22 protein-coding genes are annotated in these 25,537 nt (G+C 44.1%); 12 read left to right on the forward strand and 10 right to left on the reverse strand.

What is annotated here, in order from left to right; all coding sequences use genetic code 11:
- Positions 1 to 60 precede the first annotated feature (60 nt).
- The 4 genes from IQ276_RS03750 to IQ276_RS40020 all read left to right on the forward strand — a co-directional run bounded on the left by IQ276_RS03750 (position 61) and on the right by IQ276_RS40020 (position 5,882).
- Positions 61 to 378 carry a hypothetical protein gene (locus IQ276_RS03750; protein ID WP_235115401.1) on the forward strand — a complete coding sequence of 106 codons (318 nt, stop codon included), beginning with the start codon at positions 61 to 63 and terminating at the stop codon, positions 376 to 378.
- 426 nt (positions 379 to 804) lie between these two features.
- Positions 805 to 1,125 carry a helix-turn-helix domain-containing protein gene (locus IQ276_RS03755; RefSeq protein ID WP_309245580.1) on the forward strand — a complete coding sequence of 107 codons (321 nt, stop codon included), beginning with the start codon at positions 805 to 807 and terminating at the stop codon, positions 1,123 to 1,125.
- A gap of 1 nt (position 1,126) precedes the next feature.
- Positions 1,127 to 5,716 (forward strand): hybrid sensor histidine kinase/response regulator, encoded by a 4,590-nt coding sequence (locus IQ276_RS03760; protein WP_193922027.1) that lies wholly within the window; start codon positions 1,127 to 1,129, stop codon positions 5,714 to 5,716.
- A gap of 37 nt (positions 5,717 to 5,753) precedes the next feature.
- Positions 5,754 to 5,882, forward strand: a complete 129-nt coding sequence (locus IQ276_RS40020; RefSeq protein WP_255264298.1) for a hypothetical protein — start codon at positions 5,754 to 5,756, stop codon at positions 5,880 to 5,882.
- 302 nt (positions 5,883 to 6,184) lie between these two features.
- Here the strand turns inward: IQ276_RS40020 and IQ276_RS03765 are convergent, their stop codons facing one another.
- The 3 genes from IQ276_RS03765 to IQ276_RS03775 all read right to left on the reverse strand — a co-directional run bounded on the left by IQ276_RS03765 (position 6,185) and on the right by IQ276_RS03775 (position 11,533).
- Complete coding sequence (locus IQ276_RS03765; RefSeq protein ID WP_235115402.1) at positions 6,185 to 8,848, reverse strand: chloride channel protein; 2,664 nt, start codon at positions 8,846 to 8,848, stop codon at positions 6,185 to 6,187.
- A 192-nt stretch (positions 8,849 to 9,040) separates the two neighbouring features.
- On the reverse strand, positions 9,041 to 10,354 hold the full coding sequence (locus IQ276_RS03770) for a TldD/PmbA family protein (protein WP_193925891.1): 1,314 nt from the start codon (positions 10,352 to 10,354) through the stop codon (positions 9,041 to 9,043).
- Positions 10,355 to 10,672: 318 nt separating this feature from the next.
- Positions 10,673 to 11,533, reverse strand: coding sequence for a Tab2/Atab2 family RNA-binding protein (locus IQ276_RS03775; RefSeq protein WP_221708105.1), 861 nt, complete (start codon positions 11,531 to 11,533; stop codon positions 10,673 to 10,675).
- Positions 11,534 to 11,628: 95 nt separating this feature from the next.
- Here IQ276_RS03775 and IQ276_RS03780 point away from each other — a divergent pair, with 95 nt between their 5' ends.
- Genes IQ276_RS03780 through IQ276_RS03790 form a run of 3 tightly spaced genes read left to right on the forward strand, consistent with a single transcriptional unit; the run spans position 11,629 to position 12,630 of the window.
- Positions 11,629 to 11,919, forward strand: a complete 291-nt coding sequence (locus IQ276_RS03780) for a hypothetical protein (protein ID WP_235115403.1) — start codon at positions 11,629 to 11,631, stop codon at positions 11,917 to 11,919.
- On the forward strand, positions 11,888 to 12,142 hold the full coding sequence (locus IQ276_RS03785) for a hypothetical protein (RefSeq protein WP_235115404.1): 255 nt from the start codon (positions 11,888 to 11,890) through the stop codon (positions 12,140 to 12,142). The genes IQ276_RS03780 and IQ276_RS03785 overlap by 32 nt, the downstream gene beginning before the upstream one ends.
- Positions 12,143 to 12,150: 8 nt before the next feature.
- Positions 12,151 to 12,630 (forward strand): hypothetical protein, encoded by a 480-nt coding sequence (locus IQ276_RS03790; protein WP_193925892.1) that lies wholly within the window; start codon positions 12,151 to 12,153, stop codon positions 12,628 to 12,630.
- A 198-nt stretch (positions 12,631 to 12,828) separates the two neighbouring features.
- On the opposite strand, the gene IQ276_RS03795 is transcribed toward IQ276_RS03790, so the two are convergent.
- From IQ276_RS03795 to IQ276_RS03825, 7 genes are all read right to left on the reverse strand, one after another.
- Positions 12,829 to 13,476, reverse strand: coding sequence for an HAD-IA family hydrolase (locus IQ276_RS03795; RefSeq protein ID WP_193925894.1), 648 nt, complete (start codon positions 13,474 to 13,476; stop codon positions 12,829 to 12,831).
- 214 nt (positions 13,477 to 13,690) lie between these two features.
- Positions 13,691 to 14,884, reverse strand: a complete 1,194-nt coding sequence (locus tag IQ276_RS03800) for an NAD(P)/FAD-dependent oxidoreductase (protein ID WP_193921408.1) — start codon at positions 14,882 to 14,884, stop codon at positions 13,691 to 13,693.
- Positions 14,885 to 14,918: 34 nt separating this feature from the next.
- Entirely contained in the window at positions 14,919 to 15,497 is a 579-nt protein-coding gene (locus IQ276_RS03805) for a GNAT family N-acetyltransferase (protein ID WP_193921407.1), read from the reverse strand.
- Between the two features lie 181 nt (positions 15,498 to 15,678).
- Positions 15,679 to 15,924 carry a ChaB family protein gene (locus IQ276_RS03810; RefSeq protein ID WP_193921406.1) on the reverse strand — a complete coding sequence of 82 codons (246 nt, stop codon included), beginning with the start codon at positions 15,922 to 15,924 and terminating at the stop codon, positions 15,679 to 15,681.
- A 114-nt stretch (positions 15,925 to 16,038) separates the two neighbouring features.
- Complete coding sequence (locus IQ276_RS03815; RefSeq protein ID WP_193921405.1) at positions 16,039 to 16,707, reverse strand: DUF1345 domain-containing protein; 669 nt, start codon at positions 16,705 to 16,707, stop codon at positions 16,039 to 16,041.
- A gap of 165 nt (positions 16,708 to 16,872) precedes the next feature.
- On the reverse strand, positions 16,873 to 17,262 hold the full coding sequence (locus IQ276_RS03820; protein ID WP_193921403.1) for a DUF1499 domain-containing protein: 390 nt from the start codon (positions 17,260 to 17,262) through the stop codon (positions 16,873 to 16,875).
- A gap of 97 nt (positions 17,263 to 17,359) precedes the next feature.
- A complete protein-coding gene (locus IQ276_RS03825; protein WP_193921401.1) occupies positions 17,360 to 18,484 on the reverse strand; it encodes an RNA-guided endonuclease InsQ/TnpB family protein in 1,125 nt (374 codons plus the stop codon).
- 827 nt (positions 18,485 to 19,311) lie between these two features.
- Here IQ276_RS03825 and IQ276_RS03830 point away from each other — a divergent pair.
- The 5 genes from IQ276_RS03830 (at position 19,312) to IQ276_RS03850 (ending at position 25,487) form a co-directional block, all read left to right on the forward strand.
- Positions 19,312 to 19,881: a reverse transcriptase N-terminal domain-containing protein gene (locus tag IQ276_RS03830; protein WP_193921399.1), complete on the forward strand. Its 570-nt coding sequence runs from the start codon at positions 19,312 to 19,314 to the stop codon at positions 19,879 to 19,881.
- A gap of 491 nt (positions 19,882 to 20,372) precedes the next feature.
- Positions 20,373 to 22,157 carry a reverse transcriptase domain-containing protein gene (locus IQ276_RS03835; RefSeq protein ID WP_193925273.1) on the forward strand — a complete coding sequence of 595 codons (1,785 nt, stop codon included), beginning with the start codon at positions 20,373 to 20,375 and terminating at the stop codon, positions 22,155 to 22,157.
- A gap of 119 nt (positions 22,158 to 22,276) precedes the next feature.
- Positions 22,277 to 23,245, forward strand: a complete 969-nt coding sequence (locus IQ276_RS03840; protein ID WP_228043019.1) for a group II intron reverse transcriptase — start codon at positions 22,277 to 22,279, stop codon at positions 23,243 to 23,245.
- Positions 23,246 to 23,571: 326 nt separating this feature from the next.
- A complete protein-coding gene (locus tag IQ276_RS03845; protein ID WP_228043020.1) occupies positions 23,572 to 25,146 on the forward strand; it encodes a reverse transcriptase/maturase family protein in 1,575 nt (524 codons plus the stop codon).
- Entirely contained in the window at positions 25,119 to 25,487 is a 369-nt protein-coding gene (locus IQ276_RS03850) for an HNH endonuclease (RefSeq protein ID WP_228043021.1), read from the forward strand. The genes IQ276_RS03845 and IQ276_RS03850 overlap by 28 nt, the downstream gene beginning before the upstream one ends.
- The last annotated feature ends 50 nt before the right edge of the window (positions 25,488 to 25,537 follow it).

Below are 25,537 nucleotides of genomic sequence, written 5' to 3' on the forward strand. Positions count from 1 at the left end.
ACACTTTTTCAGTAGACAAGATCCCCGACTTCTTAGAGGGTGTTTGAAAAGTGGTTGGCTGTGATTTTAATCGAATTATTACCCCCCTTAATCCCCCCTTATAAAGGGGGGAAACAAGAAAATCCGGTTCCCTGCCCTTATAAACGGGAGAAACAAGAAAATCCGGTTCCCTGCCCTTATAAACGGGAGAAACAAGAAAATCCGGTTCCCTGCCCTTATAAACGGGAGAAACAAGAAAATCCGGTTCCCTGCCCTTATAAAGGGGAGAAACAAGAAAATCTGGTTCCCTGCCCTTATAAAGGGGAGAAACAAGAAAATCCGGTTCCCTCTCCTTATAAAGGGGAGAAACAAGAAAATCCGGTTCCCTCCCCTTTATAAGGGGAGGGTTAGGGTGGGGTAAAAATATTTGACACATCAATCATGACTTTTCAAACATCCTCTTAAATAAGTGGGGAATCTGAGCCTTACGATTTGATTTATAAATAAAATATTAAGTAGAGGATGAAAGTAGGATAATTTCAAGTGTTACACACTGATTTTTAGCGCTGCATAACATTTGAAAATTATTAAGTAACCAACAATACTACTATTGGACATTACACAACTGAGGAAATTTTATTTTTATTTTATAAATAAACCTCAGATTTGTTTCGTCTCAATAAGTTTTTATTTGGGTGAATTACAGCAGACATTAGGGTCAGAGCGTTACTGTGCCAATACCTTGTATAGTCAACAGCAAACACTCATAACTGATATTCTGATTTGACCAAAAGATGCAATTTATCTGGGGATGCATGATATCTAATGATTATTGAAATTCATCCTCAAGCTGGAGACAAATGGCGTGACACCCGTCTTATTCTGCTGACTATGGAACTAGGTAAATCGCTAAAAATTGCAGATTTAATCCGCCAACTTCGGCAGCAACTCGAACTGTCTCAGGAAAAGTTTGCAGCCAAGTTGGGAGTTTCCTTGCGAACAGTCAATCGCTGGGAAAACGGATCTGCGGTGCCTTCACGGATGGCACTAAAGCTAATTGAAGAAATGTTAGAGAAGATGGGCGAATCAGGCAAAACACTACTAAGCGAGTATCTCTCAAAAGCACGGCAAGGGGAGGACTCTTGAGATGAGCATCAAATTACTGGAAAAATTCTTGATGATGCGCTCTCGCTTACTAGCTTATGGCGTGATGGTTTTGGCAGTGGTAGCGGCGTTAGTGATGGCGCGATCGCTACTGCCAATATTCGATCCGAGCGTGTTTACCTTTTTTTATGCTGCCGTGGCGGTTAGCGCGTGGTATGGTGGCATGGAAGTGGGAATGCTGGCGATCGCTTTATCTGCCATATTTGCGTTCTACTTTCTCATTGAGCCAGTCTACTCCTTCGAGATCGTTAGCCTCAGCGTCTTGGTACGATTAACCACCTTCTCACTAGTCTCTTTATTAATTACTGCACTTTTCTCCGAGTTGCAAACTGCGAAACGCAAAGCAGAGTCAAGTTTGAAGTTGTTGCAAAATAGCGAAATGCGGTTTAGCCGACTCGCAAAATCTAACATCATCGGAGTCATCGTCAGCAATCTCAACGGCTCTATCATTGAAGCTAATGACGCCTTTCTCAAAATGGTGGGCTACACACGAGAAGATTTGTCCACCAAGGAAATGGACTGGCGCCAAATCACCGCACCTGAGTATCTGAATTTAAGTGAGCGTTCTGTAGAGGAACTGAGAACTACCGGAGTTTGTAAACCTTTTGAGAAAGAATACATCTGTAAAGACGGTTCTCGCGTTCCTGTTCTGCTTGGTTCTGTCCTCGTAGAAGATGCCCAAGAAACAGTTATTGGTTTTGTTGTTGATTTGAGCGAACGCAAACAAGCAGAAGCGGCATTACAGCAAGCTAATGAGCGGGTGACGCGTACCCTAGAAAGCATGAGTGATGCATTTGTAAGTATAGACCGAGACTGGCGGATTATCTACCAAAATGCCGAAGCAGAGCGAATTAACGGCAAATCCCGCACAGAAGTCATTGGTAAGTCGCACTGGGAAGAGTGGCCAGCATCAGTAGGCACAAATGTAGAGCTACAATACCGAGAAGCGATGGCAGAACAAATTCCCGTCCACTTCGAGCATCATTATTACTTGCCATCGGAATATGACCTGTGGATGGAAATTCACGCCTACCCTTGTGAAAATGGTCTCGACATTTTCTTTCGTGACATCAGCCAACGCAAGCAAGTAGAACAAACCTTGCGTGACAAAGAGGAACGTCTGAGATTAGCCAACGAGCGTTTCGAGTTAGCCGCCGCTGCTGTCAATTGTCTGATATATGACTGGGATATAGAACAGGATACTGTTGACATAACTGAAGGATTAACCAGAATTTTAGGCTATTCTGTCGAAACTGCTCAAACAACTGGTAATTGGTGGCGTCAGCTTGTCCATCCAGAGGATTTGCAACGTGTAAAGGACGACGCGGGGGTTGCGTGGGGAAATGGCGATCGCTACGACGGGCGACGCCTACGCTATACTGCTGAATATCGCATTCGCAACCATAATCATCAGTACGTCCATGTGCTAGACCAAGGAATCGTCGTCAAGCGGGATGCTGATGGAAAACCGCTGCGCGTAGTTGGCAGCATTACAGATATCAGCGAACGTAAGTTGATAGAAGAAGCGCTGCAAGAACAGGAGAGAAAATACCGCTATATTTTTGAAGCCGCAGGGGTATCAATTTTTGAAGAAGATTTTTCCCTTGTTAAAGCAGCCCTTGATGATTTAAAAGCCCAAGGGGTCGAGAATTTTCGCGCTTTTTTTGCTGAACACCCCGAGTTTATTCAACAGGCGGTTGACATGGTGAGAATTGTCAACGTGAATAACGCAGCTGTGCGAACGTTTGGCGCTGAAAATAAAAATGAACTGTTGGTTCCACTTGGGCAAATATTTGTACCGGAAACTTTAGAGGTATTTGTTGAAGAACTCCTGGCAATTACTGATGGGAAAACTTACTTGGAATCAGAAACAATTCTCCAAACTCTCCAGGGAGAACGCCTGAACATTCTGTTTACAATTACCTTCCCACCAGCAAATGCTAAATTTGACAGCGTATTGGTGAGCATCATGAATATCACCGCCCGCAAGCAGGCGGAAGCGGCAGTTCAAGCTAGTGAGGAGCGGCTGAGGAGTTTTGTAGAAGCGAATATAGTCGGTATTGTCTTTGGTGATGTGGAAGGTAACATCAGTGAAGCCAATGGGGAGTTTCTGCGAATTATCGGCTATACCCAAGAGGATCTGCAAGCAGGTAAACTAAGTTGGACAGATATCACACCACCAGAGTATGTTTATTTAGATGAACTGGCGATCGCCGAGGCTAAGTCTAAAGGAGCCTGTACTCCTTATGAAAAGGAATATATTCGCAAAGATGATTCTCGTGTACCGGTTGTCATTGGCTACTCTCTGTTAGGAGAATCTCGGCACAAATCAGTGGCATTTATTCTTGATATTAGCGAACAGCAAGCCGCACTACGTGAACGCCAACAAATAGAAAAAGCCTTGCACCAGAGTGAAGAACGCTTCCAGGCTTTTATGGACAACAGTCCCGCCGCAGCATGGATTACAGATGCAGACGGGCGTGTACTTTACCTTAGCCCCACTTATCTTGGCATATTCGATTTAGCAACAAACAACCCCATCGGCAAAAATATCTTCGAGCTATACCCGGCTGAAATTGCTCAGCCCTTCCTCGATAACATTAAAATGGTGGCAAATACAAATCAGGTGGTGGAAGCCATTGAATCTGCTCCGCGCACAGATGGCACCCTTGGCGAATTTTTGGCATACAGCTTTCCCATTGCAGATACATCTGGACAACGCTTGGTAGGAGGAGTTGCAGTTGACATTACCGAACGGGAACGCGCCCTGCGGGAACGTCAGCAAGCAGAAAAAGCTTTGCAAGAACGCAGTGAACGACTAAAGTTGCTTTCTGAAACAGCCAGCGATTTGCTGTCAACCGAACGCCCCTTGGATTTGATGAACACGTTGTTCAGTAAACTCTCGGCACAGATGGATTTGGATTTTTACTTCCACTATCTGATTGAAACACACGAAAATAAACAGAAACTTCGCTTGGTAGCTTGGAACGGCATCACTGAAGAAGTATTTCAAGCAATTGAATACTTAGAATTTAATCAAGGAATGTGCGGACTAGTAGCCCAAGCAAGACATCAAATTGTGGTCAACGATGTGCCGCACTCAACCCATCCCAATGCACACATCCTTTGTGATTTGGGAATCACAGCCTACGCAGGTCAACCGTTAATTGTTCAAGGAAAGCTATTAGGTGTACTCGCCTTTGGCAGTCGCACCCGTACTCAGTTTACCTCAGAGGAAACTGCTTTACTCCAAGCAACCTCCGATCAGGTGGCGGTTGCTCTGGAACGTTTTGAATTAATGGCTTCGTTACAGCGACGAAAAGAGCAATTAATTCAAGCTAACCGCATCAAGGATGAATTTTTAGCAGTCCTTTCCCACGAACTTCGGACACCGCTAAATCCCATCCTGGGATGGTCAAAGATGCTGCAAAGTAAAAAGTATGACGAAGCAACTACTACTCGTGCTTTGGAAACCATTGAGCGCAATGCCAAGTTGCAAACTCAACTAATTGAAGATTTGCTGGATGTCTCTCGCATTTTGCAAGGCAAACTCAGCCTGAATATTACTCCTGTAAATTTGGTAAGTGCGATCGCCGCAGCTATAGAAACCGTGCGTTTAGCCGCCCAAGCCAAATCTATCAATTTGCGATTTACGATTTTAGATTTGGGATTAGAAGATACTAACAGAAATTTAGCATCCATCGAGTTTAATAAACAACCTGATAATCTCAAATCGCAAATTCAAGTTGTGCTATCAGCACACCAAAGCTGCGACCCAAAATTCGTAGTCACGGGTGATTTAGTCCGCTTACAACAAGTGATCTGGAATCTACTTTCCAATGCCATTAAGTTTACACCCCAAGGTGGACAAGTAGAAATCAGTTTAGGGTCTGTTGATTCTCAACTTCAGTTGCAAGTCCGTGATACAGGTAAAGGAATTAGCCCCGACTTTTTACCCTATGTCTTTGACTACTTCCGACAAGCTGACGGCGCAACCACCAGAAAATTCGGTGGGTTGGGGTTAGGATTAGCCATTGTGCGCCATATTGTCGAATTACATGGCGGCACAGTTAAGGCAGAAAGTTTAGGCGAAGAACAGGGAGCAACCTTTACAGTTATGTTGCCCTTGATGAAGATTCATGTCAATAATCACGAAATTGATAGACAATCAGATAATTCGCCTGATTTAGAAGGCCTGAAAGTTCTGTTGGTGGATGATGAGCGTGATACGCGAGAGTTGATTGCTTTCATTTTGGAGCAGTCTGGGGCAATAGTAACCCAGGTAGCATCGGCTGTGGAAGCACTAGAAGTTTTGCCTCACTTGCAGCCAAATCTGCTCTTAAGTGACATTGGAATGCCGCAAGTAGACGGCTATATGTTGATGCGTCAAATCAGAGACATGCCACCAGAATTGGGAGGAAAAATTCCGGCGATCGCCTTAACCGCTTATGCAGCTGAAATTGACTATCAACAAGCAATTGCCGCCGGATTTCAACAGCATATCACCAAACCAGTGGAGCCAGGGAAGTTAATTCGAGCGATCGCTAATACCATTTTGGATTTTGGATTTTAGATTTTGGATTGGGAATCGTTTTCTAAATCTAGGTTGTATGGCAAGGGACTGGGGACTGGGGACTGGGGACTGGGGACTGGGGACTGGGGACTGGGGACTGGGGACTGGGGACTGGGGACTGGGGACTGGGGACTGGGGACTGGGTGAAAAGTCTTTTTGTGTCTAGGTTTTATCATCTGTTAATGTCCTAACCACCAAGGCTTTTGCTATATCAATAGACCTCTTGCAAAAGTCCCCTAACACCCCACCCCCAGCCCCTCCCCGCAAGCTCTTAGGGGAGACTTTGACGTAAGTCAAAGGCGGGGTGGGGTTCTTTTTTTTGATTTATGCAAGAAGTCTAATGCATCTGTGGGAATCATTTTTAAAATTGATACAGCAATTTTCAGGTAAATAGACCACGTTGTAGGGTAGCACAGCTGTGCTACCCTACCGGGGATTGTGGTTCAAATAGATGAAAAACGCTGTAAATTAATTATTAATCGCACCCCTGACCAGAATTACTGTACTTTCTACACCAGAGGCGATCGCTTCTGGAATATTACCTTGAATCGCCTGCTGCAACAATCCCTCACGGGAAGCTCCTAAAACTACAACATCATAACCTTCAGTTTTCACTAATTTAATCACACCTTCGGCAACTGAATCAGCTTGTACTGGCAGAGCAACAACAGTACTAGACAATTCACGGCGACGCATCAGCTGACGAATGGCATTTTCTAAAACTATCATGTTTGGCTGCAACTCAGATGGCTTAAACACCTGTGTCAGGCGAATTTGTGGTTCATTCCCCAGAGTGACTAAAGCCGGAAGTAATTTAATTGCTTCTCGTGAATTCGGGCCGCCAGCCATCGGCACTAGCCAGCGGTTGAAGTGGGGAGTGGGGGGAGACGCGGAGAATTCTTTCCCCGTGTCAGAGCGTCCCTGTGTCCCCGCGTCTTCCTGAGTTTTGCCTAATTTTACTAAAACGACTTCGCAAGTGGCTTGGCGAATTATGGTGTCTACAACGTTGCCAAAAATCCGACCTGGGGTAGATGTGCTACCTTTCCAACCCATTAAAATTAGGTCGATGTGTCCTTCGTTGATTGTCTCCAAAATTGCCTGGGCGACATCGTGGGTAACTCGAATTTGTGTGTGCAGGGGAATTTGCCACTTTTTTGCTAAAACCTCTGCTTGTCGGAGCAAACGGCGACTTTTTGCTGTTCTCACCTGTGTTTCAGATGGGGAACTGTGGCGTGACACCAGCATTACTTGTATGCACTCTATTTCGTAATGGCGATCGCGGGCAATAGCTGCTGCCATTTGCAATAATATAGCCGCCGTTTTGGGATTAGCTACTGGCACTAATAATCTCCCTCTACCAATGCTTGGCGATCGCGTTTGGTAAACTACATAAGAAGGTTCTGGTCGCAGTTTGGGTTTCCTGTCATCACCATTAAGATGGTCTGCTTCCGCCCGAATAATATCTGCACGGGTAATAATCCCAATCAGTTTTCGTCCCTGCACTACTGGTAAGCGACTGATTTGATAGCGGTCAAGTAAATACAGTACATTACTCAAGGTGTGGATTGGTGTTACTGTCATGGGGACAGGCGTCATCACTTCTTTTAAAAAAATATCATTGGCTAAATTGCGTTCGCGGATTTTCAGCAAATCAGTTTGCGTCACAATTCCTACTAATTTATTATCTTCTACTACGGGAAAACCCCGATGATGGGAACGAGCAAAAGCTTGCATTGCTTCTTCCAAACTCATCTCTGCATCCAAAGTTTCCACCCGTTCTTGCATCACATCTTTGGCGGTTAACTTGGTTAATGCTCCCTCCACAGCAACTTCTGTGGTGAGAGTTATACCTTTCAATTCCAAAAGTTTCTCATAAAGCGAACCAGGCACCGCCTTCTCCGCAACCAAGTAAGCTGCTACGCAAACAATCATTAAAGGTAGCACCAGATTAAAATCTGTAGTCATCTCAAACACAATCACAATCGCCGTGATTGGCACCTTGGAAACGGCGCTAAAAAATCCACCCATACCCGCTAGGGCATAAGTAGTTGGCGAACCTACTCCTGTGATATAGAACTCAAATACGCCGATGATGTGTCCTAAACAAGAACCCAAAATCAAACTGGGAGCGAATAAACCCCCTGGCGCTCCCGAACCAAATGCTACCAGTGTGAGGATGAATTGTGCCCCAAAGGCGATCGCTGCTACAGTCGGATGGGCTACTCCAGTAATTACATACTCTCTTAACCCAGTATTATCACGGAAGGAAACTGGGAGCATTGCCACCACAACACCAGAAATAAATCCCGCCAAAGCCACCCGCAGCGGTAAACTGATGTGTAATTTTTGATAACATTTAATACTAAATATTATTCCCCGATTAAATAATGCACCCAGTAAACCTGCCAAAATACCCAATACTAGGAAAAAGGGAATTTCGGGGATAGAGAATTGGCTGGAAGATTGCACCAATTGCAGATTCAAGTCTAAACTGCCACCACCTAAAAGCCGGGATATCACCCCACCAATAAACGAAGCAATAATCGCAGTTCCCAGAGTCAGCCCCGATAAATCGTGGAGTAACTCTTCCACGATAAATAATACACCGGCGATGGGGGCATTGAAAGCAGCTGCCAAACCTGCACCCGCGCCCGCTGCAATCATTTGCCGCCGATGATCTGGGGAAGTGGGAACCCAGCGACTCAAACCTGCTGCCAAACCTGCCCCCACCTGGACAGTAGGGCCTTGGCGTCCCAGAGTCATACCGGAACCTATGGTGATCATGGCACTGAGTAACTTCACACCAGCTACCCGCCAGGATAACCTGATGGGTACATTAGCTAAAGTTGCTTTAACTTGGGGAATACCGCTACCAGCAGCCTCTGGTGCCAACCTTTCCACCAACCAACCAGCTACAAACCCCAGGACAAGACCAACTATCGGTAGTGCCAGCCACACAGGTAAAAGCCTAGTACTGTGGACTCGCCACGTCCCCAGCCATCCCGAACCCACTTTCAGCAACACCGCAGATAGGGCAGCAACCAGACCGATAATACAAGCTTCGGCGATCGCCAAACCTCTTCTAGGCTGCCACCAAGTGCGAAAGCGCTGATTCAGAACAGGAAGAGACATAGAGGATTTGGGAGTGGGGAGTGGGGGAGTGGGGAGTGGGGAGTGGGGGAGTGGGGAGTGGGGAGTGGGATGAGGGGGATGAGGGGGATGAGGGAGTGAGGGAGTGAGGGAGTGAGGGATAAGAATTAATAACCAATGCCCAGTCCCCACTCCCTATTCCCCAATCCCTACTCCCCACTCCCCACTCCCCACTTAATTACTTCTTCCCGTCGTCGATAACCCTTCGACTATCAGAGATGGAGTATAGCAAGAACCATTCCAATCAGCATCGTTGCCGAGTGTAACTAATTGCTTGAGAGCTGCGTAGACATTACCTGCAACCATCGTATCCTTAACGCGTCCAATTACCTGACCATTTTGCACGCGGTAGCCTAAATCAACGTTGATCGAAAAATCTCCAGAAATACTGCCGCCATTACCTAGCATTTGATCGACAATTAAACCATCATCAAGGTGTTCAATCAACTCTTGTAGAGATAACGATCCTGGCTGGATGAGAAAATTAAATAAACCAGGGGTGGGATAGCTGCCTAAACTAGGGCGAAAACCATTGCCAGTGGTGTTAGTACTCAGTTGTGCGCCGGTGGTGCGATCGCCATAAAAATGCTCTAAAATTCCGTTTTGGACAAATACTAAAAATTGGGTAGGAGTGCCTTCATCATCAAAAGGGCAACTGTAAGGGCCGGCTTCGGGATCTTGGTAGAGAGTGAGACTGGGTGCCATGATTGGGCTACCCAGGCGTTCTGCCCAAGGGGAAGCAGCTTCTAAAACTCGCTTGCTGTTCAAAGCTGCTTGTACAGTACCCCATAGCATATCGGCGGCTTTAGAAGTAAACAAAACTGGGACGCGGCCATTGGGAGATGAAACATTTTCTCTTGCCCAAATTAACCGCTGTAAAATTTGGTTAGCTAATTTGTCTGGGTGGAGTTCGCCCCGCTTGGTTTGACCATCGGCAACACTCAAAAAATCATCACCGCGCACCCATTCTGCCGACATGTAGCAACTGAGGGTGGTATCAGTGTAGTGGCAATCTAAACCTTTCGTGTTGACTAGTCTAGTAGTTTCCACATCACATTCCCAGTCGCCATTGCAGACAACATCAGGATAAGCATCGCGGATAAGTGCGATCGCTTCCTTGCCCCAGTCTACCAAAACCTCTATCGGCACACTTGTTCCTAAATCTGGGTAAGATGGCTGAAAATTAGAGCCTAATTCCACTAATTCCGGTTGATTAAGTTGACTCAAAGCCAAAGCTTTTTCCACCATCACCTGGGCTGGGACAGAACCATAAGCCACCGTCAGTCCTGGACGCCCATTTCGCCAAAGCCGCAGTGCTGTACCTTCAGATTGGCTAGCTTCTAGCTGCTTGAGTCGGTTTGCCTCAAAAAACACTGGACGAGAAAGCGAATGCGACTGATACACCTCAGCTGCTTCTGCTCCAGATTTTATGGCTAGTTCCAGCAGTTCTTCTGCTAGTGTATCTTTTGACAAATTTTCAGAACCCATGACCCTTAGTGAATTGTGGATTTTGAACCCCATATCAACGTCAACAGACGCAGATAATTATCCAAAAAATCATCAGCGCGTCTTTGCAGTTGCAATTTTCAACTACAGATCAACGCTGATGGACGCAGATAATTATCCCAAATCATTGTCATGTCTCAACGTTTCTTAGGCGATCGCAATTTTCGGTCATTGGGCATTGGGGCATTGGGCATTACTTATTCTTTCTCCCCCTGCCTCCCCTGCCTCCCCTGCCTCCCCTGCCTCCCCTGCCTCCCCTGCCTCCCCTGCCCCCTCATCTCCATACCCCACTCCCCATTTTCAAAGATTAACCTCTTGCAAGAGCCAAAAACCAGCAAATGATTCCGCTTTAGCATCGGACTGTACACCTAGAAAATGTACTCCATTAGCTTTTTGCTTAGCTTCTTCAAAACCTTTGGCCTCTGCTAAAGTTTGAGATTTTTTGATATTTGCCACAATCCAGCTTTCAGTAACACCAGTTTCTAAAAGCAATTTCGCCTCTTCGCTGGTGTCAACTTTTAAGAAAGCCAACTCCAAACCAGACATCCAGCCCGCCAAAGGCAACGCTCTAGGTGAGAAAATCAAAACACCAGGAATACGAGTTTCGGGCGATACCTGTGCCAACTCTAGCGGGAAAGCTTCACCAAAGCCGATTTCCCACTCTGACATCTCTGCCAAATCCTCGGCTGCTAAGCTCACAAATACCCACTGCTGTCCTTCTAAAGCATCTGGTAAACGTTGCGGCAAAGGTTTCTCCAACCGGACTGAGGGATTAGTGCCTCCTTGATACCCTGGTTCTTGAGGATATACCTCCTGCATCCGCCGTTCTAACCATTGGTTGAGAATCAAAGTACGGCGGCTAGGCTGGGCGGGAATCCCCAAGTCTTGGCAAGCTTTCGTAATCATATTGTTCATTTGGCGGCGGAAAAAGCGAATTTTAATTGGCGCTTTTCCAGCTTCGTCAATAGCCTCTTGCAATGCTGTCCGCAACCAGCCCGAATTTACCTGGGTACTGGGGCAATATTGAGCATAGCGAAACAAAGAATCTGCTTTTGTGTTGGTATCCAAAGGACTTTCACAGACTAAGACTTCCCAAACTTTTTTTTGATTGGCGTCCAAAATCGGACGAGAGTAAAAATCGACTTCCCAAATACTGCCCATGTTTTACGGTAAAAATTTGGCTGTTATATTTTCCTGATATTTTGATCATACGAGTGTTGGGGCAGCATGGGGAATAAGGGAGTGGGGAATGGGGAGTGGGGAGATGGGGAGATGAGGTGGATGAGGGGGATAAGGGAGATGAGAATCAAACTTTTGAACCTCTGAGCTTCATCGTTGAACCTTTGAGCTTGAAAGTTCTAGTTTTTGGAGTAATAGGTTTTGGGGTGACTGAGGAATTTATCAGGCGATCGCTCTTGGAGGGGTTTATTGTCTCTATAATTATGAAAAATTTTCAACAATTGGTTAAACGTAAGTGGATTTTGGGCTTTCTAGGTATAGTCCTATTCCAAAACCATGACAAATCCTCAAAAAGAACCTTTGATTGAAAAAATTTACAAAGTTAACAAAGACGTTTGGCTGTTCCTTTTTATTGTCCTTCCATTTTTGGGGTTGATAATTCACTTCAATATCTCTGAATCTAATAGAAGTAGTGGTAAAAATTGCTATGACCAGGCAGGGCAAGAAATACTCAAGCGAGAAGGCAACAAAGTATTGAGCCGTTCTGATGTTGAGCGGTATGAAAGCGAGATGACTAGTCGTTGCAGGTAATAAAAGCAATGAAAAGCAATAAACCTTTTGTGACACCTAATCCTCAAGATTTCATGCTCCGTATTGTTTGGAGTGTTGATGCATCCAGCAAAATGGTAGCTGAGTTATCAAATGCCAGGTGGCTCCCCCGAATTGGCGAGACTCTCGTTTTGCCAGTAGATGAGACAGGTAGACCTAACTCTTGGCGCAAGTTTAAGGTGTTTGATGTCGTCTATGACTTTCAAAACCAGATTGTTCGAGTTTTGTGCAGCCCCATAAATTGGACTCCACCCAACCCAAAAACACTAATACAGAAAATCGAAGAACCTAGAGATAAATGGGAAGTTTGGGAAAAGGCATTTGCCACAAGTGAGGCAACAATGAAGGATAACGAGCCAGAACGTCAATTTGGACTCGGACATGAACTTTATCCGGTAGACGAAGAAGATGACGAGTTAGAAAAGCTCAAGTCCGAGATCCAAGAAAGAATAAGGCGATCGCTAGAATAGTTTGGTTACGTTACAGTGGTAACCTTAGTATTTGGGCAGAAACAATTTATTTGATTTGGGAAGCGACTGAGGCAGAAGAGTGGATTGATAGATTGGATTGGATTCCACTTTAAAAATTCAAACTAAAACACATCTAGTTTGCATCTTTAAATTAGATCAAAATGTTCATAACTTTAATCTTCCCTGACAGGATATCATTCATTTCCCACGATTAATCCAAACGGCTCTCAAACCAGCTGCTTTGGCTCCGTAATAATCTTCCACAATACTATCGCCAACATGCCATGCTGCCTCTGGAGAACATTTATGCTTGTTTAACGCAATGGCAAAAATTTGAGGATCGGGTTTAGCTGCACGTACCTGGGTAGAAATGGTAATAGAACTAAAAAACTCTCTCAATCCTAAACTTTGCAATACTGAGTAAATCCGGGAATCAAAATTGGACAGCACCCCCAAAGTAACCCCCAACCGTCGCCAGTTAATTAAAGCTGGTAGGACATCAGGATAGACAAACCACGGTTCAGGAGTACCAAAGTGAATGTAAAGTTCACTAAAAAAAGCCGAAAAGTCAGAAAATTGCTTGAGAACACCTGCACTTTCAAAAGTGTTCAGGGCAATTATCCGCCACCAATCAAACTCACGCTGGGGAATATCTTGCAGTTCTGCGTCTGGAAATATGGGCGGCGGTGCTGTTTTAAAGCTTTGGATGAAACTTGTATTTAATGTCTCGGCGGAAACTGTAACACCGAACTCCTGGGCTATCTGACTATAAACTTCACCCACACTGCCTTTAACGTCGAAGAGTGTGCCCACAGCATCTAAAAAAATAACTTTCGGTTGTTCCATAATTGGGATTGGGGACTGGGGACTGGGGAATGGGGACTGGGGAATGGGGAATGGGGAATGGGGACTGGGGAATGGGGAATGGGGAATGGGGAGCAGAGGAGTAGAGGGAAAGCATAGTAAGTGTTTCCACTCTGTCCTCTATCCCCTCTGCCCTCTGTCTCTTCCCAATACCCAGTACCCAGTACCCAGTCCCCAGTCCCCAGTCCCCAGTCCCCTATTTAGAAAGCGTTTCTATAATAGGACGGACTAGCCAATTAAAACCAACTTTGAGCTGATGGTCTAAAGTTGGCAATCTGTATAAATAAGCAAGACGGCGACCGATGTATGCTAAAGGCCCTTCTAGTTTGATTCCTAAGCCAGCAAGGGTGGCGTTGTCTTTCCCTAATGCCATCATTTCTCCTAAGTGTTGATAGCGGAAGGGAAGTAGGGGACGATTGGTAAGAGAAGCCCAGATGTTCCAAGCGGCGTAATCGGCTTGTTGGAAAGCTGCTTGGGCGGTTGCAGGGACTTGCTGTCCTTCTGCGTCATGAGAGTCTGCTAAATCTCCTAAGGCAAAGATTTCTGGATGCTCAAAGACTTGTAGATTGGATGTGGTGCTGATTTGACCACGCTGATTTTGCTTGAGGGGAAGGGATTTCACTACCGGTGCAACTCGCGTTCCCACTGTCCAAATTACTAATTCGACGGGAATTGTGTCTACTTGATTTTTATACTCTAGGGAGATGGTATCTTGACCGATTGATTCGACTTTGGTTTCTAAATCGAGAAAAATGCCACGGGCGTCTAAAGCTTTCTTGGCTGCTTCACGGTTAAATTCTGGGGAAGTTCGCAAGATTTGGTCGGCGATTTCAACGAGCCGAAAGCGTCCTCTTTCACCTAGTCGATCGGCTAGCTTACAAGCTAACTCTACACCACTGTAGCCAGCCCCAACGATCGCCACTCGAATTTTATCAGCATCGGATTCTTCCAAAAATCGCAGGCGTTCTTCTAAACGATAGGCGTCGGAGATTGTCCGGAATGGGTAAGCATGGTCTGCTGCACCTGGTACTAAATCTAGCGGTGTCTCTCCTCCTAAGGCCAGCACTAATCTGTCGTAAGGAATTTGGGGCCCTTCGTGTAAGTTTACCCGTCGCTGGTCGATGTCAATTCCAGATACCACTCCTTGATAAAAACGTACCCCTGTACCTTGTAAAAGTTCTTCAAATGGTGGGGCGATTTCCCAGGTTTGCAGTTCGCCAGTGAGTAATTCGTAAAGAAAGGGGGAAAATAGAAAGCGATCGCTTTGATCTACCAAAACAATTTCGGGTTTTTGCGTAGATTCCCAAGGTAACTGGCTTAAACCCAGGGCTGTGTAGAGACCACCAAAGCCTCCACCAAGGATGCAGATTCTAGAAGTTTGTTGAGTCATCGATTCTATGGGACGGCCAATACTAGCAGGGCAACTAACTTAAGTGTAATGATTTCTTCACAGCGATCGCCATCAGCCAACAATCTGAGTATTCTCCTTCATGGAGTTCATGGGCAGGCAATAACTTTACTTTTACAAAACCACATTTCTCATAGCAGCGAATAGCACGAGGATTATCAACATGGGGATCGATGACAATTTTTTCTGCTTGTACTTCTTCAAAAAGATAGTTGATAACTACTGACAGAATTTTTGTCCCGATTCCTTGATTCCAATAATCAGTTTCCCCTATAAATAAGTCAATTGCATAAACATTATCAGTTTCATCAAGGCAATACAATTGTCTATCTGTTTCTGATAAGTCATTGACTGCACAATACTGCAAATAACCAATGGCAATATTTCGATAACACAAGATACAGGGAATAACTGCCTCATCTCCTTTAATGAGCGGTTTGTATGTTTCTATAATTCTTTCTAAAGGAAAAGGATTATCTCTTCCTTCATAAAATTCCAATACTTGTTTATCAGTTAGCCATTTTGCCATCAACTCATAATCATACATTTCATCTAGCATGGGATGAATAGTAATTTCGTCTTTCTGAATTAGCATCTTTTGTCTATAGTTTTTATAGCAGGTATTTAAGAATTATACTTTATTTAAAATGTCTATTTTATTGCAGGAGTTGTGAAAAAGCAAAGGGGAATTTTATCCCCACTTTGTGAGAATAAAATTCCCCTTCAACTCTGACACTAGACCTGATACAAAATACTTATGCACAGGTTAGATTTACTTAATTGCCACCAGACGTAACAGCTTTATTATGTGTTGCAGGGTCTTCAGGTTTTCTCTGCCATTTGCCACCGCTGCCTGGTTCGTACTCATTTTTTACACTATTCCAAGCAACCTCACGGGCACCTTCTTCACTAAAACCATTGCTTTGAGCAGCATTAAATGCTGCTACAAAAATCTGCTGTGCGTGTTCAGGCAATTGTTCTTTGATGTCTTGAGGCAATTGATTTGTTGTTTGATCTGGCATAAATTTATTCTGATTATCTCAACTTGAGTTCATACTAAAAAACTGGTAATCAAATTTCCTCTTTCTCTAAGTAGAGAACTAAATAATCATCCTTTTGGCTGAGTCAAACAATTTTTAAATCAACGACGCAATAATATTAATACTCATAGCTAGAATGGTAGTATTGAAAAAGAAGGATAATATGCCATGTAGCAACGTCAAACGCCTCATATCGCGTGATGTCGTTTGCACATCTGAAACTTGGCTAGTCATTCCAATTACAAATGAATAATACAAAAATTCCCAATAGTCTGGATAGTCGTTATGAGGAAAATCTAAACCTCCGGTGAATTCTTGCCTATTATTGCGACTAATATATTTGTAGTAAATGTGTGCATACTGCACTGCGAACATCGTATGCACTAGTAACCAAGAACCTACAATCGTCATAATTGAAAGTATGACATGTAAAATCAGCAGAATTGTTGACAATCCTTTTTTATCAGTTAATAAAAATCCAATGGCTAAAACACTAGCACAAGCCGCAGCAATCACCAGCATGAATATCGCCAGATGTCCTTCATATTCATTCTCAGCATAACGACGAATTTTTTCTGGCGTAGCTTTGAGCATTTTCCACCAAGTTATGGCTAAGAAAAAGTCAGCGCCGGAGTTCCAAGCGCAGAGAATGCGAGTGGGTAAATGCAGCCAAGATGGAAGTATTACTGAAATTAATACAGCGACTCCGATAGCAATAAACAATCGAGGTCGAGGGTCAAAGTTTTTCAATAAATTAAGTTTCACAAATATTGCGATCGCAGACGTAATCCAATCCAGTTGAAATCAGGGAGATATGGAAATTCTGGACACCCACACAGGTAAATTTAGGTTAATTATAAAATGGGAGAAGGCACAAAGTTGGCAATCATCCCCCATTTTAATTATCTGGATCAAAACCGGAGTTAATATTTAGTTCAATTTGGCTCTAATTGTCTCTATTCGTTGACGATTCACACCCAAATCACTCTGACCTAAACGTGAAGCAGAACGGACTTGTATCGTATTAGTATTCCGGTCTAGATAGAATTCTACATCATCCACAAATCCCAGCAAGGCACTTTTAAATTCTACATATAAATAATCTTGGCTTTCGGTAATGATTTTAGTTCTTGGTAAGGACTCAATAATCGTTTTGAGATTAGCAATTGCTGCTTCTGCACTAGATGTAAAAGTCAGCGGTGCAATTTTGTGGACTGCATCTGTACTCTGGCTGGAAACACAGTTAGGAGAGTTAGGGCAAGGTGCTAATTTACCGTTACTAACACCTAAATTATTCGGTCGTTTACCTGCAAAAATCATGACTATATCTTAAGCTAGATGGATAATTGTAGTGTCACATATTTGTCTTAATTTACTTTGAGCCACTCCCCCGAATTCAATTCGGGGGATTCAGGCATCAGACAGAGATTGCAGTCTGAGACTGTCTGACATCTCCTACGCCCAAGGTTGAACTCCCAACCTTTTTAATGTTTAAACTGGCGTTTTCATCTCGGCCATTTTCTGATTGACACGAAGGGCAACGCCAACGTCTAACCGATAAATCCAGCGATTCTAAAACATGACCACATCTTGAACAAGTTTTACTGCTTGGATACCACTGGTCAATATAGACCACTTGTTTGCCTTTCTTCAATGCTTGCCACTCCAGAATATTCAGAAAGTCTCGAAACGCTAAATCACTAACTTTCCTTCCCCAAAGACGCTTCATGCCCTTGAGGTTAAGCGTTTCAAAGCACAGAACATCAAATCTATTAGTTAGGTCATGCGCTAATTTCCAAAACCAATCTGTTCTGCGGTTGGCTATGTCTTCATGGGCGCGTACCAAGTTCTTCCTTGCTCGTTCCCGATTAGAAGATCCTTTCAACTTCTGAGAGTGATGCCGATTCGCTATTTTTATGCAATTAAGTGATTGCTTGAAAAATTGGGGTGACTCAATTTTAGAGCCGTCCGAGCAGGTTAGGAATGTCTTTAAGCCAAAATCAAACCCCGCTATTTTACCAGTCGTGAATTTGATTTCTGGCTGATGGGCGCTATCGACAACAACAACCAAAAACAACTCACCTAGCGGTGTGCGTTTAATAGTTAAAGTCTTAACTTTTCCTTCTATCTCTCTGGAGTTCCAATATTGATAAGTCCGATTCCCAATTTTAACTCGATTGCCACCTAGAAACTTATATCCGGCTTGCTTTAAGGTGAATGACTTATATTTTTTGACCTTCTTAAACCCCGGTGGTCTAACCCCCTTTTTATTGTGTTTAAAAAATAGTTGGTAGGCTTTCTCAATGCGTTGACAAATGTCTTGCACTGCTTGAGAACCTACTGATTGCCAAAACGGGTTATGTTTCCTCAATTTGGCAATATGAGACTGAAGTTTTGCACAACTTAAATGCTTGCCCCACACTCGGTAGTAGCGTTTATGGAGAGCAATACAATGGTTATAGATAACCCCACTTGCGTTAATCATTCGCTTGAGGAATCTATTCCGTTTGTGTTCGTACAACTTAAACTTTAGTGTCTTCATGCTAATATTGTACCATCACGACGGCACTATGACGGCATGAAAAAATTAACTGTGCGATGTTCAGATGAAGAGTATGAGGTTCTTGTAAAATATTGCCACAAGAAAGAACGTAGCTTAAATGATGTTTTTAGAGAATTCATCAGAAGCTTGACGGACAAATAAATTTGTCCTCCAAGCTTATATCCCCCGGCTAGAAGCACGGGGGCTTTACGCATCACGGTTCGGTGCGATTCGTTGGATAGAAATACCTAGAAATAGGTAGGGATTATCCGCAGGGGAAACCAACCTCTCGTATTGGTTGGAACCGAACCTTGACAACTGAATGACCATGAGGGTGTGAATCCCTCCCCTGTAGAGGTCAGGTGAAAGCACTTCCCCCAGGTTTGAGACTAGCCATCAAAGCCTGTAGCGGGGATGAAAGCCCCTCCACACTCCTAGTCCGAGGTAGTGCGGGGCAAGCAAAGAACCCATGAATAAGGCATCATACCTGAACCCACGACTGAACCATCGTGAGATGCAACCAGCGAAAAGGACTGAAAACGCTGGAGCCAAAAGGCAAAGGATAAAAGGTAGGCAATCGAGTACTGACCTACAACCTCTCTAAACAAACCCGGTGGAAAGTGGAATTCTAAAGGTTCATAGCATGGTCATTCGGAACGAAGTAACCCGCCGTATGCTCTTTTGGGGGTCGATACCAGAAGTAGGTGCTAACCGGATGCTACGGCTGGGTGGGATTGAGTCAAAAGCGAATGACGCGGTTGTAATGACCCGTATATGCTGACGGACTCACGGTAATAAGGAAGGAATAGTCTCAAGTAGCAGTAAATATGTCTAAAACGAGTGTCAAAACTACGGTGGAATGGAACAAGGTGAACTGGCGTAAGCTGGAACGCCGAGTTTATAAGCTGCAAAAACGAATATTCCAAGCCTCTAGTCGTGGTGATACGAAGGCAGTTCGCAGACTCCAGAAAACGTTGATGAGGTCTTGGTCTGGAAAAATGCTGGCGGTACGTCGCGTAACACAAGATAACCAGGGCAAAAAAACAGCCGGAGTAGATGGGGTTAAAGCGTTAACCTCATTACAAAGGTTAGCCCTGGTAGAAAATCTTGAACCAAAAAGCAAGTCCAAACCCACAAGACGGGTATGGATACCTAAGCCAGGAACGGAAGAAAAACGTCCACTAGGCATTCCCACGATGTACGACAGAGCCACTCAGGCGTTAGTAAAATTAGCGCTTGAACCGGAATGGGAAGCACGATTTGAACCCAATTCCTATGGCTTCCGACCAGGACGTTCCTGCCATGATGCAATTGAAGCAATATTTAAGGCAATCAAGTGTAAAGCCAAATATGTGCTAGATGCTGACATTGCTAAATGCGTGCGCCGTGACAGTTAACGCGGTATCCCCAACCAAGTTGGGAGAGACTAAGAAGAACGTCTCTAAGTCGACCAACTTACCTGGAGTTGAAAGACAAAAGGGACAACAGCATGTTGGTAAAGCCGGAAATAGAGAGAAGGCGTTAAAACTAGAGTCCGGCAAGACTTGTGTGACATGGTGAAGCTTAAACTACCTGAAGCCCAATTCTGACGGTATACGCGATTGCCTATTCCTACAACGCCTAAAAAGGAATAATCGTTTGTGTGTAGTTTTAAACATTTGAACCACACAACTTCTTCAAACGAAGTCAGCCAGCGATGAGATGGCTTAACGAATGAATGGGACACCTAAATCACACTGTTACGTACTGAGTTAATAAAGCGCGGGATGACCTACGGGGGGCGATCCCTATGGTTACAGAGTTCCTATAGTAGTCCGAGGACGGGAAAGCCGCCTACATGGCGAAGAGGAACAGGTATTCTTCACACTCATATCGAGAGGTACGCGAGATGCGAAACGCCGAAACGATTTTAAGTGTAATCCGAGACAGAGGCTACCGTGGTTTACCTCTGGATGATATCTACAGACAACTTTTCAACCCCAATTTATACCTCTTGGCGTACAGCCGCATCTACAAAAATGATGGGGCAATGACGCAAGGAATTACATCAGAGACTGTTGATGGGATGTCCATCAAAAAGATTGAAAACCTCATAGAGGATATTCGCTATGAACGTTTTCGGTGGACACCAGTACGGCGAATTAATATTCCCAAGAAAAATGGAAAAACTCGACCTCTGGGTATTCCCACTTGGAACGATAAATTGATTCAGGAAGTAATACGTTTAATATTAGAAGCGTACTACGAGCCTCAATTTTCTAACAGCAGTCATGGTTTTCGACAAGAGCGCGGATGCCATACGGCGCTAACAGTAATAGACCGTACTTGGCAAGGAACTAAATGGTTTATCGAAGGAGATATTCGCGGTTGCTTTGACAATATAGATCATAAAATCTTAATGTCAACCTTACGCGAGACAATCCAAGATAATCGTTTCTTGAGATTGATTGAAAACTTACTCAAGGCAGGTTACTGTGAGCAATGGAAATATTATTCCACCCTGAGCGGAACGCCGCAAGGCTCGATTTTATCACCCATACTCGCCAATATCTATCTTGACAAATTCGATAAATTTATCGAACAGATACTCATCCCAGAATATACACTTGGTAAACATCGGGCAGAAAATCCAGAGTATTCAAAACTCGTAAAACTTGCTTGGTATTACAGGAAAAACGGACAAGTTGATAAAGCGCGTCAACTGGAAATTAAATACCAGAAAATGCCTTCTAAAAATGTTCGTGACCCTAAATACAGAAGGTTAAATTACGTCCGCTATGCAGACGATTTCCTACTTGGTTTTATTGGCTCATTCCAAGAGACAAAAGAAATTAAGGAAAAACTCAAGACATTTTTAGCTGACAATCTTCAGTTGGAACTGTCACCAGAAAAGACCCTGATTACTAATGCTAGGAATGAGGCAGCAAGCTTTCTAGGTTACAAAATTCTAGTCCAATATTCTGACGATAAGCATACCAATGGTAAACGCTCAATCAACGGAATTATTGCACTAAGAATCCCAGCAAGACTTATAGAAGAAAAATGTACCCTATACATGAGGAATGGTAAACCCATTCATCGCCCTGAATTAATAAATGATGATGATTTTACTATTATCAACATTTACCAATCGGAATTTAGAGGGTATGTACAATTCTATAGCCTTGCCCAAAATATTGCATGGCTGCGAAAACTTCAATGGATTATGTCGAGTTCGCTGATGAAAACCCTTGCCTGTAAACACAGAACTAGCGTGGCTAAAATCTGCGCCAAGTATAAGAAGACGGTAAAGCTTCCACAAGGCTTGAGAAAGTGTGTGGAAATAACTGTCCCAGTAGAAGGTAAGAAATCCCTGGTGGCTCGCTTTGGCGGCATCCAATTAAAACGCAACCTAAAAGCAACCATTCTAGACCTGCCAACAAATAGAAAGCCCGCGTTCAGAAATGAACTAATTAAACGGCTTCTTGCTTCGGAATGTGAGATTTGCGGGGCAAAAGGTGATATTGAGGTTCACCATATTCGTGCCCTTAAAGACCTCAAAGCCAAGGGTAGAAAGGAAAAACCGCAATGGATGCAAATTATGTCCGCACGTAGAAGGAAAACTCTCATGGTTTGCCCTCAATGCCATGATGCAATACACGCTGGTAAACCAACATCTAAACGAGTCTCGTGATAACAGAGTACTGGAGAGCCGTGTACCTGGAAATCTCGTAAGCACGGTTCGGAGGGGGCTAGTTAGAAAAGGAGCTAATAATTGGAAACCTCGCTAGCTAGCTACCCACTTTAAATGGCATGGGACTTGAACTTAAACCAAGTAAAACGCGCCTTGCCCATACTCTGAATAAATACGAAGGGCAAGAAGCGGGGTTTAATTTCCTGGGGTTTAACGTCAGGCAGTACCCAGTAAGCAAATACAACACAGGTTGTAATACAAATGGGAAATCTCTTGGTTTCAAGACGCTCATCACCCCCAGCAAAGAAAAGGTCAAGGTGCATTACAAACAAATTGCCGGAATAATAGAACAGCATAAACCCGCCCCTCAAGCGGCACTGATAGCCCACTTGAATCCAGTCATCACTGGATGGGCTAATTATTTCAGCACAGTAGTCAGCAAGGAAACGTATTCCGAGCTAGACATGAAAGTGTACCGGAAGCTAAAAAGCTGGGGCAAAAGAAGACATCCGAATAAGTCAGGTAAATGGGTAGCCAATAAATACTGGCAAACCATTGACGGGGATAACTGGGTATTTGCAACTCCGCAGGAGGGTAAAAACCCAATGCAACTACTAAAACATAGCGCCACAGAAATCAGGCGATATGTGAAGGTTAAAGGCGAAGCCAGTCCTTATGACGGAAACCTTATTTACTGGAGTACAAGAATGGGTAATAACCCCGAAGTCCCAAGGAAAGTGGCAACACTCCTGAAACGACAGAAAGGTAAATGTGCCCACTGCGGACTATATTTCACAGAATACTCGGTGATAGAAATTGACCATATCATTCCTAAGTCAAAAGGAGGAAAGAGTGAATATAAAAACCTTCAATTACTACACCGACATTGCCACGATGAAAAGACCGCCTCTGATGGCAGTCTGGGTAACAAATCTGGCTGTAACAGCGCCAAACCTAAGCCTGAACTAACAGGTAATCGAGGTACTCATGACAAGAGCCTTATTATTGAGGAGCCGGATGAAGCGAAAGTGTGCGCCGTGGTACGCACTGATAGAATTGCCAACACAGTTGGCTGGAGTTTGGGGTAATCGACTCCAAGGCGAACAACTTACCTAGACTCGAAAGAGCGAGGGGACAAGAGCATGTTCGTAAAGCGGAAAGTAACAGAAGACGTGTATGTTACGGTTCCGCAACGCCTGAACGATATGGTTAAAGCCAAACTGCTTAAACCCTAATATCCTGCGGTGGAACTGCACATCCTTCGGTAGCACGTCCGTACACCGATGTTATCGGTAGCCATTAAATCAACTTTCGTTAATGGTACACCCTGACCGATAAGCGATGAGTAATGAACTCATTCAAGGATATGAGTAGGAACCTAAGTCGTTCTTTATACGTTCATCAGTGACGGAACATGGGATTGCCTAAAGGACGCGAGTCCTATGGTGACGGAGTGACAATAGTAGTCGTGGGAGTATCGCCCCACCAGGGAAAACGGGAGAACCGTTTACAGGGCGAAGTGTCACAGGTAATTAGATGTAACAGAAATCGAGAGGTACGCGAGATGCGAACAGCCGAAACGATACTGAACATCATACGTGAGCGCGGACAACGTGGGTTGCCAGTAGAAAACGTGTATCGACTGCTATATAACCCAGATTTGTACCTACGCGCCTACGCCAAGCTAAACAGCAACGCAGGTGCAATGACACCAGGCGCTACGCTGGAAACAGTGGATGGGATGTCCCTGGAGAAAATTAATACCATCATTGAGGCTCTGAGATATGAGCGATATAGATGGACACCAGTGCGACGTATTTACATCCCCAAGAAGAACGGTAAATTAAGACCTCTTGGTATGCCTTCCTGGTCAGATAAATTACTTCAAGAAGCAATTCGATCCATACTAGAAGCCTACTATGAGCCTCAGTTTAGCGAACACTCTCACGGTTTTCGACCCCAACGCGGATGTCATACAGCACTGAAAGAAATTACCCAAAAAGGTCGAGCTACTAAGTGGTTTATCGAAGGAGATATCAGCGCGTGTTTTGACAGAATAGACCATTTTATCCTGTTAAAAATACTACAAGATAAAATCCACGACAATCGCTTTATTCGACTAATCAAGGGATTGCTGGATGCAGGGTATTTAGAAAATTGGAAATACAATTCCACTTATAGCGGGGTTCCGCAGGGTGCAGTTGTAAGCCCAATACTTTCCAATCTGGTGCTAGACAAATTGGACAAATACGTCGAACAGGAATTAATACCAGCATACACACGAGGTCAACGAAGGAGTGTTTTCCCACCGTACAATGTGCTGACCAAAGCAGCAGCCAAAGCACGAAAAATAGGAAATTTGTCAGAAGCGCGGAAACTGAGCCAACAGGCACAATCGATTCCGTCCCGTGACCCCAATGACCCAAACTTTCGTCGCCTTTGGTATACAAGGTATGCCGATGATTTTCTGTTAGGAGTAGTAGGCTCAAAATCTGAAGCTGTGGAAATCAAACAGAAAATTGCTACGTTTCTACGTGACTCTTTAAAACTGGAACTCAGTGAAGAAAAGACGCTCGTTACCCATGCTCGTGACGAAGCTGCTAAATTCCTGGGTTATGAAATCCACATACTACACGCCGATGATAAGCATGACCATCGTGGTCAAAGATGTATCAACGGTAGTGTGGGTCTTCGGGTTCCAAAAAGCGTAATTAAAGACCACTGTGTTAAATATATGCGCTCTGGGAAGCCTATACACCTGACGCAAAGAGTCAACGATAATGCCTACAGCATAGTTAGCCAGTATCAAGCGGAATATCGAGGATTAGTCCAGTATTACCGCATGGCTTACAACCTCCACACTCTCTCCTTACTGAAACGAGTTATGGAGCTTTCTTTAGTAAAAACTTTGGCAAAGAAGTTTAAAACTAAGATGGTACTTACAAGGTATTACAAATTACAATGGAGCGCGATAACAATAAGCCTTTGATAACTCATTTTGGTGGTGTCTGTTTGCGATGGAATAAGTGGGTCAAAATAGACGATAACCTGGCTAATCATATCTGGAACGGGCGTAGTGAAGTCATTCAACGTCTTTTAGCCCAAAAATGTGAAATTTGCGGAGCAACGGATAATATTGAAGTCCACCATATCCGCAAACTAGCAGACATTAAGCCTCATGGATGTAAAGAACGTCCAGAATGGATGGTAAAAATGTCAGCACGTAAACGAAAAGCCCTCGTGGTTTGTCGTCAGTGTCACGAGAAAATCCAATACGGACGCTACGATGGTGAAGCTCTCAAACGTTTTGATTACTGGAAAGCTACGTGATACGGAAACGGTCATGCGTAGTTTGGAGGGGGGTGGTTGGAAAAGTGCCA

Origin of the sequence: Desmonostoc muscorum LEGE 12446, from assembly GCF_015207005.2 — a bacterium.
Lineage (GTDB): Bacteria > Cyanobacteriota > Cyanobacteriia > Cyanobacteriales > Nostocaceae > Nostoc > Nostoc muscorum.